Origin of the sequence: Pantoea ananatis PA13, from assembly GCF_000233595.1 — a bacterium.
In the GTDB taxonomy this organism is placed as follows: Bacteria; Pseudomonadota; Gammaproteobacteria; order Enterobacterales; family Enterobacteriaceae; genus Pantoea; species Pantoea ananatis.
Genome location: NC_017554.1, coordinates 2,284,168 through 2,297,670, shown reverse-complemented (window position 1 = coordinate 2,297,670; position 13,503 = coordinate 2,284,168). Strand labels below are relative to the sequence as shown.

The following is a 13,503-nucleotide window of genomic DNA, read 5'->3' as shown; positions in this document are numbered from 1 at the left end:
CAGCAAAAATCAGCCTGGAGGGCGCGCAGGATGGCACCCGGCACGAGGGCTGAGGGCTGAGGGAGCACTACAAGCGAACCATACGCGACATCATCAGACGAAACAGCGCCAGCCGCCGACGCATAAAGCGCGGCATGAGTCTGAGCCCCGCTTTTCCCTCGCACCCGAGTGACATTGTCACGTCATTATTCGCCTGCCAGGCAGGCCAAGGCAAGATCCCGTCCAGTTGCGTCGTGCTGGTGTCCACGTCGCGGGCAAAGAGAAACCAGTAGTCACTGACCTGCTGCGCAAACGCGTAATCGGCGGCCGTAAAGCGGCGATCGTCGCTGACAGCGGGCAGGTTATGCAGCGTATTCATGACGTAGGGGATTTCGTTACCGTGCCAGGTGCCGTGCGGAAAAAGGTCCCGCGAATGTTCAGATACGTAATCAAACCAGTAGCGCCAGCCCGGCATAGCGACTTTTTGCTGCGCCTGCATCACCAGCCAGGGAAGCAGGCTAAACGTCATATCCCGTGCCACGGCACGTCCGAGCAACGCATCCGTCTCAAGCGGATAAATCCATTTCAACAGCTGATAGCTGAACCGGTTTTGACGACGAAGCCGGTCTACCACCGTGGCGGCATCGACACCGAAATACGCCAGTACGCTGGCTTCGTCGCTGTTGCTTCCGGCCATCAGCGGCAGACGATGCTGACGTCCGGCCATAAACGTCTCCAGTACCGGCGCGGGAAGGACCGCATCGCCCGCGATGGCAACAGGACCGAGCCCGTAGCTGCTGTCCAGTGACCAAAAGGCCTCAGCAGGCAGCGCGCGCAGCTGTTCCATGCTGGCATCAGCGGGCAAACCTAAACGTCTGGCCACCTGCACGCCTTTCTCAAGCGCCGTGGTACGCGTCACGTCTGGCAGACTATAGGCACTCTGCACAATTCCCTTGTGGAACAAACCGGCTGACAGGGGCGAACAGCACAGCGATAACAGGCTACGTGCGCCAGATGACTCGCCAAACAGCGTTACGTTACGGACATCGCCGCCGAATGCGTGAATATGGCGCTGAACCCAGCGTAAAGCCGCGATCTGATCCAGCAGGGCAAAATTGTGAAGCGTCCCGGTCGCCGACTGCTCTTTTTCCATGGCCGGATGGGCAAAAAAGCCCAGATGGCCCAGCCGATAGTTAATCGTGACGATAACCGCGCCGCGTGAGGCCAGCGGTTTGCCGTTGTAGGGAGCCAGCCCGCCGGAACCGAGGGTAAATCCGCCCCCGTGCAGCCATACCATCACCGGCAGAGGCTTATCGGGCTGCAGTTCAGGCGTCCAGACATTGAGATAAAGACAGTCCTCGCTGAAATCGCCGGGATCGCCGCCGCCAATCGCAAGGCAGTATTCGCGGTTCTGCCAGCTCGCGGCAGAAAAATGCAGTGCGCTTCGCACGCCCTGCCAGGGGATGACGGGCTGGGGCGCGCGCCAGCGCTGGTCCCCCACCGGCGGCGCAGCATAAGGAATACCTTTAAACACAAAGATCCCGTCATCGATGCCGCCTTGCAGCTCACCGTCCGCGATAGCGATCTTCAGGCCGTGCTCATTTTTCATGCATTATTCCTTGTCTGCGTAGGCGGTCATTATTTCAGGCCATCTGTCTTTGTCCAGAAACACAGCGGGTAAAAATACCGAAAATGTGCGGCGCACGTCCGCCGGGATTGACCGCTCCCGGCGAACCTGTTTTTAGTACTGCATGTCGTTTAACGCGTGAGAGGAATAGAAAATGTTCAGTGGCATCAATCAGCTTTTTGTTCGAATGACCGATCATCCTGACCTGGGCAAGCTGTTATTGCGTCTGACACTGGGTGGACTGCTGCTGTTTCACGGTGAGTTCAAGCTGGTGCACGGGGTGGGCTGGATTGCCCAACTGCTGCACCAGCACGGCCTGCCAGGATTTCTTGCCTGGGGTGCCTGGATCGGGGAAATTATCGCCCCGCTGATGCTGATTGTGGGGCTGATGACGCGGCCTGCGGCGTTCATTGTGGCGGTGAATATGGTGGTGGCAACGCTGCTGGTCAAAACTGGGGCACTATGGCATCGCACCGGCGTGGGCGCCTGGTCGCTGGAGACCGAAGCGCTGTTTCTGCTGGGTGCGCTGGTGATCATGCTGCTGGGCGCGGGAAGATTCACGCTGATACGTGATTCACGGCTGCAATAGTCGCGCAATCCGGGGCAATCCCGCCCCGGTGGGTTAGCATGCCAGGCCGCAACGTTGTAATGAGGCTTCCTGACGCTGGGCATACAGCGCCATTTCGTCCAGTACTGCGCAGCCCAGTGCGGCTTCAAAGCTGCTGCGGCTTGCCTGGCCTGACGAGCGCGCCTGGGTGTGATCCCCGAGGTTGGACTGAAAAATCCCCGCCGCACTGACCGGTAGAAAATCCTCATAAATAATGGGATCGGCCAGAATGCGGCCCTGTTCGATCAGGGCGTCCAGCGGTTCACCGGGCTGAGGCGGTTCAGCCCGGCCTTTATCACTCAGGCGATAATGAAACCAGGCCAGAGCCTCCCGGCGTAGATCGGTTTCGTTATCCGGAAAAGCCTGAAATACAGCAGACAACCGTTGCTGATGCTGTTGATTGTCAGCGCCGCTTCCGGCCTCAGTCAGCAGCCGATCGTAAAGCGCGCGCCCCTGTGGGGTTAAGGCTGCGCCGCGCTGTTCTATCTCACCAAATCTTGCCGTATGGGTGCCCTGATAGCCATCTTTGAAAACGACAGGTTCCTCCAGCGCTTTAAAACTGGTCTGGCGTAATAAAATCGGCACCTTGCGCCGAGGCGGGCCTTCAATAACGTTTTTGGGATCGATACCACGTTCGGGCATTAACGCCTGAACGCGATCAATGTCCAGGGTTCTCGGTGTCAGGTGGTTGATATGACAGGCAGGAAAACACACGACGTCCGCAATTAGCCGGTGTTGTTGATTAAGGGCCTGATAGGTGTGGCTTTCAACAAGGCTATGCGAGTGCCAGCGAAAGGTTTCTAACGCCTCGGTAATAAAGCGCTGCGCCTGCGTCTCAGTCAGACCGCCCTGCTGTTGATGCTGTTGAATTAATGCGCGACAGCCTGCGGTGAAAATGTCCCGCGAGGCCAGGATTGCGGCAGCTTCATCGCGCAGCGCCGGGTCTTCAATCAATTCAAGCCGCAGTAATGAGGTAAAAATACGGAACGGATTACGACGCAACGCGTCGTCGTCAACAGGGCGAAACGCGGTTGAGTGTACCGGTACGCCCGCCTGAGAAAGGTCATAATAGCCGACCGGGAACATGCCCATAACGGCGAACATCTGACGCAGCATGGCCAGTTCTTCGGCGCTGCCAACGCGGATTGCACCGTGGCGTTCCAGGCTTAAACGGCTCAGCTCATCGGCTTGCGCCAGGCGCTGCTGCAGGGCGCTGTCCGCCGCCAGCGAGGCCTGATTAACGTCTTTGACCAACTGCATCAACGTGCCGTACAGCGGCACTTCCTGCTGATACATGTCCGACATTGCCTTTGAAAAGCCCGTACGGATGGCATCCGCACTGATAACGTTATCCATAATCACCACCTGAAAGCATGAGCGTTGCAGCTACTGTAATCCAACGCGTTGCCGTCAGCGGAAAAAATCATGAATTTGTGATCGGCTTAAAACCATAACGGTTTTTAATCACCAGCATCGCTGTCGTGAGGACGGCCGGAATCGCCAGAAGCAAAAAGATCAGGTTAAAAGACCAGCCGAGCGACAGCATTTCTGCTCCCACAAACGCGCTGAGGATGGCACCGATTCGGCCCACGCCATGCATCCAACTGGAGCCGGTCGCGCGGGCATGGGTAGGATAATAGCTGGCTGATAAGGCATTCATTCCGGTATTAGCACCGTTAAAGCAAAAGCCGCTACAGAAGGCTATGCTGCTCATGACGGTGACCTGCGCCGGTGAGAAACCCAATGCCAAGATGGCAATCCCGCCACAAAAGTAGATGACGGCCAACGCCAGGTTGGCATTAAATCTGTCCATCAGCCAGCCGGCAAATAACGAGCCCAGGGTGCCGCCCGCCTGATACATGGCGGTGATAATGGCGGCCTGGGTCACGGTCATCCCCTGTTTACTCACCAGCGAAGGCAGCCAGCTGCCTATCAGATAAACCAGAAAGAGCCCCATAAAATAGCCGCCCCACAGCATCAGGCTGCCGGTACGGTAGCGGGGAGAGATAACCGTGGCGATTGCGTTTTTGTCTGGCTGAGTGGCGTCCGCTTCGGAAGATTGAAACTGACTGTGCGGGTTCGTACTGCCCGGAATCATACGCTCCAGAATGGTTCGGATGCGTTCTGCCGGCGCACCACGGCTAATTAAGAAACGCACTGATTCTGGCAGTTGCCGTATCAGCACCGGGAGCACCAGCAGCGGTAAAATACCGCCCAGCAACAGAACAGAATGCCATTCGTAACGCGGTAACAGCCAGGATGCCGCAAAGCCTCCGCTGGCTGCGCCAAAGGTAAAGCCGCAGAAAACCACTGTGATGATGAATGAGCGACGGCGCTCGGGGGCATATTCTGCGACCAGGGTGCTGACGTTCGGCATGGCTGCGCCCAATCCGAGCCCGGTCAAAAAGCGGAACAGGATCATCTGCTCAATGCTGTGCGAAAACGCGGTGACCAGCGTCCATAAGCCAAAAAACAGCACGCTGAATATAATCATTAAGCGACGACCAAAGCGGTCGGCCAGTGGACCGGCGATCATGGCGCCCAGCGCCAGGCCAATAAGCGCCGCACTGATGACGACGCCTAACTGATGGTTCGTAACGTTCCAGGACGCTTTCAGCGAGGGCGCGATAAACCCCATGATGGCGATATCCATCCCATCAAGCGCCACGACGATAAAACAGAGTACAATCAATCGAATTTGGCCACCGCTCAGGGCACCCTGATTGATTAACCGGCGAACGTCTACCGACTCAACGCTGCTCACGGACGTACTCTCCTTAACGAAATAACTATCAGTTTTGGTAAAAAAAACGGCGCTTATGATAGCCGATCGTTAACGATAAAACGCGTGAATTTTACACGAGAATAATAATCATTCAAAAAATGGTTAGTTAAGTTAATGATTTTTCAGTCACGACTGGCGGCTGCGTTATCCGACGATAGCGCCTCAAGCATTATTTATCAGTAACTTAAATGAAAACCCGATAAAAAGTACACATTGTTAATAAAAATTTGCAGCAAAGTTAACAAAATCCAGCTTAAATAGTTGCCAGTTACCTGGCAATGTCATTAAGTTTGGGAAATGGAAAAAAATATCCTTTTCAATCAGCGCATTCGCTTGCGTCATTTACATGCCTTTGTTGCCGTTGCGCAGCAGGGAACGCTGGGGCGTGCAGCCGAGACGTTAAGTCTTAGCCAGCCTGCACTCTCTAAAACCCTTAACGAACTTGAGGAACTGACGGGCGTCAGGCTGTTCGAACGCGGCCGACTGGGCGCACAGCTCACCACCATGGGAGAGCAGTTTCTGACGCATGCGGTAAAGGTGCTGGATGCACTAAACCATGCCGGTCAGAGCTTTAACGAACAGATCAACGAGCGTCCTGCGGTGATTCGGCTTGGCGCGCTTACGACTGCCGCGATGGGCATGCTGCCACAGATTCTCGATCGCTTTCATCAACTGCGTCCTAACACCACCATTCAGGTTGCCACGTTGCACAACAATGTCTTGCTGGCCGGACTGCGCGCGGGCGAATTTGATATCGGCATTGGTCGTATGGCTGATAAAGAGATGATGACCGGCTTAACCTATGAGCTGCTGTTCCTCGAATCATTAAAACTGGTTGTCAGGCCGGAACATCCCCTGTTAAGTGACAACGTCACCTTATCCCGCGCCATGCAGTGGCCGGTAGTGATTTCCCCCGAAGGAACGGCTCCGCGCCGCCTGGCCCAGCAGATGCTTGACGAGCAGGGCTGCTGTTTACCGCCACATTGCGTTGAAACCTCTTCCACCTCGCTGGCCCGCCAACTGGCGCTACGCTATGACTACATCTGGTTTGTGCCTTCAGGCGCCATTAAAGAAGATCTCAGTCATAACGCCGTTTTCTCGCTGCCCATTACCTCTCCAGGCCCTGGCGAGCCGGTCGGTATTATCACCCGGACCGGCGATACCTTAAGCCTGAGCGCTGAGGTTCTGATGAGTACTATTCGTAAATTTCACAGTTAGCGACTGCGTTTTGCATGTCGCTCCCAGTTGTCCTGACGCGCTTTTTCGGTCTTACGTAATCCGACGTAAAGCGCGCCCGCCCCGCCGTGCTGCTTTTGCGCCACACAGAAGGTCTGCACCTCATCCAGCTCCCGTAGCCAACGATCCAGATAACTTCGTACGATGTTGGCGTGGGATTCACTGTCGCGCCCTTTACCGTGAATGATAAGCAGGTTGCGAAACCCGGCTTGCCGCACCTCACGAATGAAATTAAACAGGTTCTGGCGACAGACCTCTACAGGCTGACGCAGTAAGTTAAGGCTGGCGTCCAGCGTATACTGCCCCTTGCGTAGCTTATCTAACACGCCCTGCTGAATGCCCTCTGCTTTGTATTCCAGAGGCTGATCCAGCGGGATAATATCCAGATAACCGCGCGTTAAGATGTTTTCATCTTCCTGTTCTGGCGGCAGTTGACGTGCTTTTTTACTGGCGGAGAGAGGATTCCACCGCGTGTTGTCCGCATCTCTGAGTGGCGTAACGTCATTCATCGCGTCACGGAACAGATTGTCATCGTCAAGGTTCATCGCTCGCCCCTGTAAAATGATATGACGCAAAATAGTGCTTAACCCGAATAGTAGCAAAATCGGGAAAGTCTGCGCTAACCCCGTTTTTAACCCTTATTCCCGGCCTTAAGATAAAGAAAGATCCTGTCTGAAATCATAAAACCGTAAACATATATTGACGGCCGTTACACTTTGACATCAAGAAAGCCAGTAATAACAGCCTTCAGCGAAGTGTAACAGACCACACTTTTTGTATGCCTAAAAACTGCTCGGATGAGTTCCTTTGCGAGCGAAAAATGGTAAAATTGACCGCAGTCAATTATCGTCGAGCAAACCACTATGTTCCCTGAAAAACGTATACAGTCAGGCGGTTGTGCGATTCACTGCCAGGATTGCAGCATTAGCCAGTTATGCATCCCTTTCACACTGAACGAACATGAGCTTGATCAGCTTGATAACATTATTGAGCGAAAGAAACCCATTCAGAAAGGTCATACGCTGTTCAAAGCCGGTGACGACCTCCGCTCCCTTTATGCTATCCGTTCCGGCACGATCAAAAGCTATACCATCACTGAGCAGGGCGATGAACAAATTACCGGGTTCCATCTGGCGGGTGATCTGGTCGGTTTTGACGCCATCATGAATGCCAGCCATCCAAGCTTTGCCCAGGCGCTGGAAACGGCGATGGTCTGTGAAATCCCCTTTGATACGCTGGATGATTTATCGGGCAAAATGCCGGCCCTGCGTCAGCAGATGATGCGTCTGATGAGCGGCGAAATCAAAGGCGATCAGGACATGATCCTGTTGCTGTCCAAGAAGAACGCTGAAGAGCGGCTGGCGGCCTTTATCTGGAACTTATCCCGCCGTTACGGTCAGCGGGGGTTCTCACAGCGTGAGTTCCGTTTGACCATGACGCGTGGCGACATCGGCAACTATCTGGGGTTAACCGTTGAAACCATTAGCCGTTTGCTGGGGCGTTTTCAGAAATCAGGCATGCTGGCGGTGAAAGGGAAATACATCACTATTGAGAACCACGCCATGCTGGAAGGTCTGGCGGGCCAGAGCCATCAGGCAGCCTGATGGTTAAGCCGGGTTAATAAATGTTATTTTATTGATCCGGCTACATCTTTTTCACTTTCTTACTGCGTTGAACATAGGCTATCTTTAATCCAGTCGCTTTGGTTTAAGGAGAGTAGCCTATGTCCCAGTATCAAAATATTCTGGTCGCCATCGATCCTCAACAGGATGACCAGCCCGCTCTGCGACGTGCGGTATATCTCAACCAGCTTATCGGCGGCAAAATCAAAGCTTTTCTGCCTATCTACGACTTCTCATATGAGATGACCACCCTGCTCTCACCGGATGAGCGCACCTCAATGCGTCAGGGCGTGATCTCTCAGCGCTCAGAGTGGATACGCGAACAGGCCCAGGCCTATCTGGATGCAGGCGTGGACATTGATATCAAAGTGATCTGGCATAACCGTCCTTACGAAGCCATCATTCAGGAAGTGCTGGCTCATCAGCATGATTTGGTGCTTAAGATGGCGCACCAGCACGATCGGCTGGAAGCGGTGATCTTTACGCCAACGGACTGGCATCTGTTGCGTAAATGTCCTTGTCCGGTGTGGATGGTCAAAGATCAGCCCTGGCCCGAAGGTGGCAAAGCTCTGGTGGCGGTTAACCTCGCCAGCGAAGAACCTCACCACGATGCACTGAATCAGAAACTCATTCGTGAAACCGTTAAACTGGCAGAAAGCGTAAACCATACCGAAGTTCATCTGGTGGGCGCCTATCCCATCACGCCGATCAATATTGCCATTGAGCTGCCCGACTTTGATCCCAGTGTGTACAACGACGCGATTCGTGGCCAGCACCTGGTGGCGATGAAAGCGCTACGGCAGAAGTTCTCTATCAGTGAAGAGTTCACCCATGTCGAGAAAGGTTTACCGGAAGAAGTCATACCCGAACTTTCAGGGCATCTGGGCGCGGGGATTGTGGTATTAGGCACTATTGGCCGAACCGGACTGTCGGCCGCTTTCCTGGGCAACACGGCGGAACAGGTGATCGATCACCTGCGCTGCGATCTGCTGGCGATAAAACCGGATGACTTTGTTTCGCCGATTACGCTTGAAGAGGATGACGAGCACGACTAATCAGGCGAGGTTCGCAACAAGGGCGACACAATGTGTCGCCCTTGTTTATTACAGCGCTTTAAGAATATTTTCCACGCTGGCTTTGGCATCACCAAACAGCATTTGGGTGTTTTCTTTGAAGAACAGCGGGTTTTGCACACCGGCATAGCCGGTATTCATTGACCGCTTAAACACAATCACGTTTTGCGCCTTCCACACTTCCAGCACCGGCATACCGGCAATCGGGCTGCCGGGATCGTCCTGAGCGGCGGGATTGACCGTATCGTTGGCACCGATCACCAGCACCGTATCCGTGTCGCTGAAGTCATCGTTAATTTCGTCCATCTCCAGTACCACGTCATAAGGCACTTTTGCCTCAGCCAGCAGGACGTTCATATGGCCGGGTAAACGCCCAGCGACCGGATGAATACCGAAGCGTACCTTGATGCCACGGGCGCGCAGTTTTTCGGTGATCTCGGCCACCGGATACTGTGCCTGTGCCACCGCCATCCCGTAGCCGGGCGTGATAATGACGCTCGTGGATGACTTAAGCATTTCTGCGGTGTCTTCCGCACTGATCTCGCGGTGTTCGCCAGCCTCTTCGCTGTCCGTTACCGCGCTGCTGTCGCTGCCAAAGCCGCCGGCAATGACGCTGATAAACGAACGGTTCATCGCCTTACACATAATGTAGGAGAGGATGGCACCCGATGACCCCACCAGCGCGCCGGTTACGATAAGCAGATCGTTGCTGAGCATGAAGCCTGCCGCCGCCGCCGCCCAGCCTGAATAGGAGTTCAGCATAGAAACGACGACAGGCATGTCTGCCCCGCCGATGGAGGCAACCAGATGCCAGCCGAAAGCCAGTGCAATGACCATCATGACAAACAGGGCAAATCCCTGCGCGCCGCTACTGTCAGTGTTGACGAACCACAGCAACAGCAGGAATGACACGATCAGCGCCAGCAGATTCAGCTTGTGCCGGTGAGGCAACATCAGTGGTCTGGACGACAGTTTTCCGCACAGCTTACCAAACGCAACCAGCGATCCTGTAAAGGTGACCGCACCAATAAAGATACCGATAAACACTTCGCTGAGATGGATATTTTCCATGACTGCGGGCAGTCCGGGGGCATGATCGATATAGCTGTTGATCCCCACCAATACCGCAGCCAGCCCGACAAAGCTGTGCAGAATGGCAACCAGCTCGGGCATTTCTGTCATTTCAACCCGTCTGGCTAACCGGATGCCGATGGCCCCGCCGATAACCATCGCCAGCAAAATCCAGACGACATTGCTGCTATCGGGACCAAAAATGGAGGCGATGAGCGCAATTGCCATGCCGCTGATGCCAAAGAGATTCCCTTGCCTTGAGCTTTCATGTTTAGAAAGCCCGGCAAGGCTCATAATAAAAAGTATTGCGGCAACAATGTATGCTGCTGTCACTAATCCGCCAGACATGTGTTACCCCTTACGAAACATTTTCAGCATGCGCTGCGTGACGGTGAAGCCACCGAAAATATTGATGCTGGCGATCAATACGGCAATAAAAGACAGGAAGCTGACCCAACCGCCATGTCCCATTTGCAGCACAGCGCCTACCACGATAATGCCGGAAATGGCATTGGTGACAGACATCAGCGGTGTATGCAACGCATGGCTCACGTTCCACACCACGTAGTAACCCACTACGCAGGCGAGCGCGAAGACGGTGAAATGTGACAGGAATTCACGGGGTGCGACGTTCGCCAGACAGGCAAAAAGCACGATGGCCAGCGCCAGCAGCAGATAGCTGCGTCGTGGCGATCCCGTCGCAACCTCACTCTTTTTCTGCACCGGTGCAGACGTGGTTGTGGCTTTAGGTGCAGCCGAGACCTGAATCGGTGGCGCAGGCCAGGTCACCTCGCCATCGCGCACGACGGTAACGCCACGGATGACAACATCGGCGAAATCGATAGCAATTTCACCGTTTTTCTCTTTGCACAGCAACTTCATCAGATTAACGAGGTTAGTGCCGTAAAGTTGTGAAGACTGGGTGGGTAAACGGCTCGGTAAATCGGTGTAGCCAATGATTTTCACGCCGTTGGCGGTGACGGTAACCTGATCGGCAACCGTCAGCGCACAGTTGCCGCCGGTTTGCGCCGCGAGGTCCACAATAACGCTGCCCGGCTTCATGCTGGCCACCATCTCTTCGGTGATGAGCGTTGGTGCGGGTTTTCCCGGAATCAGCGCCGTGGTGACGATGATATCGACCTCTTGTGCCTGCTGAGCAAACAGCGCCATTTCAGCTTGAATAAAGGCATCGGACATCACTTTGGCGTACCCATCGCCGCTGCCCGCGTCCTCTGCAAAATCGAGTTCAAGGAATTCCGCGCCCATACTCTGGACCTGCTCTTTGACCTCAGGACGCGTATCAAAAGCGCGCACAATGGCGCCAAGGCTGCCGGCTGCACCAATCGCCGCCAGGCCAGCCACGCCGGCACCAATGACCATGACTTTTGCCGGTGGCACTTTACCCGCCGCGGTGATCTGCCCGGTAAAGAAGCGGCCAAACTCATGTGCGGCCTCGACGATCGCACGATAACCGGCAATGTTCGCCATGGAACTGAGCGCGTCGAGCGACTGGGCGCGGGAAATACGGGGAACGGCGTCCATGGCCATCACCGTGACATGTCGCGCGGCGAGCTTTGCAAGCAGTTCGGGATGCTGAGCGGGCCAGATAAAGCTCACCAGCGTGCTGCCCTCGCGGGTCAGACCTGTCTCGTCATCATCGGGTGCGTTCACCTTCAGCACGATATCGGCCTGCCAGACCTGCTGGCTGTCAGTCAGCGAGGCCCCCGCGGCAAGATAGCTGTCATCATCAAAGCTGGCGCGCTTACCTGCATCATGCTCTACAGCCACGCTAAAACCCAGCTTGATTAGCTGTTCAACGGTCTTGGGCGTCGCTGCCACACGTGACTCGTTAGCCAATCGCTCTTTGGGTATTCCAATTAACATAGTTTTCCCTTTCATCGATTAAAGGAGGATGATCCTTGCGGTACACATTGCCGTGCCGATACCGACCATCAGGCAATGTGATAAAAAGCAATAACCTAATCGTTTCTAAAGCTACTGAAATTGTTACGGACGATCTACTGCACAGGCGCAGTTATGTCACATTCGCCGTAATATCCAGCCGGAGTGACACAATTCCGCATAACCTCACTGTACAGGGACATTAGCAGCAAACAATCTGCTGACTGTTGCGCGCTTCACCCTGATATTCCTTTTAAAAAAAGCTAAAATTAACAATGCATTAACTATTTTCGTACTGTTATCACAGCGCATTTCATCTTATTGTCTTAAGCGTAAGGCAAAATCGCGCGGCGCGCGGTCAGGATTGAATAATCTGGCTCACAACAAGAGATATATCGCAAAAAATGGCTGCGACAGCGTGTTTATAACATGTAATAATCAGCGGCTAATCTGTTATACATCAAGAGTCCAGCACGTTTTCGTACTCATTTTGCGTAAGGCGAAGGATCATTTTTATGAAGCTGAAGAACACTATTCTGGCATCTACCCTGTTATCTCTGCTGGCGGCAAATGCATTTGCGGCTAAAGAGCTGACGCCAGAACAAGCGGCCGCGTTGAAGCCATTCGAACGTATTAATATCACCGGTCGTTTCAATGCAATTGGCGATGCGGCCGATGCCGTTTCAAAACGTGCTGATGAACTGAATGCAGATTCTTATTACATTCAAGGCATTAACGACAGCAACGGTAACAGCGGCAACTGGCGCGTGACCGCAGACCTGTACAAGGCCAACGCGCCTAAAGCCAGTCAGGAAACTGAATACCGGATGTTCAATGGCCTGAAAGAGCTGCCCAAGGCAGAGGCTTATCGCCTGGAACCCTTCGATACCGTGACCGTCAACGGCTTCTTCCCGAGCCAGCCTGATGTGAATGACGCGATCTCCAAAGCCGCAAAAGAAAAAGGCGCAGCCTCCTTCTTTATCGTGCGTCAGGTTGATGCCAATACCGGCGGCAACCAGTTCATTACCGCGTACATCTATAAGGCCGATGCGAAACAACGCGTGGTGCAGAGTCCGGACACCATCCCGGCAGACTCTCAGGCGGGCAAAGCAGCGCTGGCGGCAGGCGGTGCAGCCGCTAAGAAAGTGGAAATCCCTGGCGTCGCCTCTTCAGAAACCCCTAGCAACACGGTAGGCCGCTTCTTTGAAACGCAGAGCTCAACCGGTAAACGCTATACGGTGACCTTGCCGGACGGCAAAGAGATCCAGGAAGTGAATGCGGTCACGGCAGCACAGATGCAGCCGTTTGATACCGTAACCTTTAGCGGACATTTTGGTACGCCAACCGAGGTTTCACAGGAAACCGCGAAACGCGCTGCTGAGAAAGGGGCTAAATTCTACCATGTGACGCGTCAGTGGCAGAACCAGAGCGGTGGCAACCTGACCGTGACAGCCGATCTGTTCAAATAAAATACCGCAGGGCGGCGCCCGCCGCCCTGTTGTCTGTTTGCATAATTCCTGCTCGATTTTGCATAGCCACGCATTGCCATCCTTCACCGCACTCCGTAAAATCCTCCGCCTGTTTTTCAGAGTATTTAACGC

General features: G+C 54.3%; 11 protein-coding genes. 5 read left to right on the top strand and 6 right to left on the bottom strand.

What is annotated here, in order from left to right; all coding sequences use genetic code 11:
- Positions 1-67 precede the first annotated feature (67 nt).
- Entirely contained in the window at positions 68-1,588 is a 1,521-nt protein-coding gene (locus tag PAGR_RS10845) for a carboxylesterase/lipase family protein (protein WP_014605777.1), read from the bottom strand.
- Between the two features lie 172 nt (positions 1,589-1,760).
- Here PAGR_RS10845 and PAGR_RS10840 point away from each other — a divergent pair, with 172 nt between their 5' ends.
- Positions 1,761-2,195, top strand: coding sequence for a DoxX family protein (locus tag PAGR_RS10840; RefSeq protein WP_014605776.1), 435 nt, complete (start codon positions 1,761-1,763; stop codon positions 2,193-2,195).
- A 33-nt stretch (positions 2,196-2,228) separates the two neighbouring features.
- Here PAGR_RS10840 and hglS read toward each other — a convergent pair whose 3' ends face one another.
- Complete coding sequence (gene hglS, locus PAGR_RS10835) at positions 2,229-3,569, bottom strand: 2-oxoadipate dioxygenase/decarboxylase HglS (protein ID WP_014605775.1); 1,341 nt, start codon at positions 3,567-3,569, stop codon at positions 2,229-2,231.
- 67 nt (positions 3,570-3,636) lie between these two features.
- Entirely contained in the window at positions 3,637-4,977 is a 1,341-nt protein-coding gene (locus PAGR_RS10830) for an MFS transporter (protein ID WP_014605774.1), read from the bottom strand.
- A 318-nt stretch (positions 4,978-5,295) separates the two neighbouring features.
- On the opposite strand from PAGR_RS10830, the gene PAGR_RS10825 reads away from it, so the two are divergent.
- Positions 5,296-6,216 carry a LysR substrate-binding domain-containing protein gene (locus PAGR_RS10825; protein ID WP_013025867.1) on the top strand — a complete coding sequence of 307 codons (921 nt, stop codon included), beginning with the start codon at positions 5,296-5,298 and terminating at the stop codon, positions 6,214-6,216.
- Here the strand turns inward: PAGR_RS10825 and smrA are convergent.
- Positions 6,213-6,779, bottom strand: coding sequence for a DNA endonuclease SmrA (gene smrA, locus PAGR_RS10820; protein WP_014593778.1), 567 nt, complete (start codon positions 6,777-6,779; stop codon positions 6,213-6,215). The genes PAGR_RS10825 and smrA overlap by 4 nt on opposite strands.
- A 318-nt stretch (positions 6,780-7,097) precedes the next feature.
- Here smrA and fnr point away from each other — a divergent pair, with 318 nt between their 5' ends.
- Positions 7,098-7,838, top strand: a complete 741-nt coding sequence (fnr, locus tag PAGR_RS10815) for a fumarate/nitrate reduction transcriptional regulator Fnr (RefSeq protein WP_013025869.1) — start codon at positions 7,098-7,100, stop codon at positions 7,836-7,838.
- 119 nt (positions 7,839-7,957) lie between these two features.
- Entirely contained in the window at positions 7,958-8,911 is a 954-nt protein-coding gene (uspE, locus tag PAGR_RS10810; RefSeq protein ID WP_013025870.1) for a universal stress protein UspE, read from the top strand.
- Positions 8,912-8,959: 48 nt separating this feature from the next.
- Here the strand turns inward: uspE and pntB are convergent, their stop codons facing one another.
- Together pntB and pntA are read right to left on the bottom strand one after the other, a co-directional pair.
- On the bottom strand, positions 8,960-10,348 hold the full coding sequence (gene pntB / locus PAGR_RS10805) for a Re/Si-specific NAD(P)(+) transhydrogenase subunit beta (protein ID WP_013025871.1): 1,389 nt from the start codon (positions 10,346-10,348) through the stop codon (positions 8,960-8,962).
- A 3-nt stretch (positions 10,349-10,351) separates the two neighbouring features.
- Positions 10,352-11,884 (bottom strand): Re/Si-specific NAD(P)(+) transhydrogenase subunit alpha, encoded by a 1,533-nt coding sequence (pntA, locus tag PAGR_RS10800; protein WP_029568811.1) that lies wholly within the window; start codon positions 11,882-11,884, stop codon positions 10,352-10,354.
- A gap of 533 nt (positions 11,885-12,417) precedes the next feature.
- On the opposite strand from pntA, the gene ydgH reads away from it, so the two are divergent.
- On the top strand, positions 12,418-13,371 hold the full coding sequence (gene ydgH, locus PAGR_RS10795) for a DUF1471 family protein YdgH (protein WP_013025873.1): 954 nt from the start codon (positions 12,418-12,420) through the stop codon (positions 13,369-13,371).
- Positions 13,372-13,503: the final 132 nt, after the last annotated feature.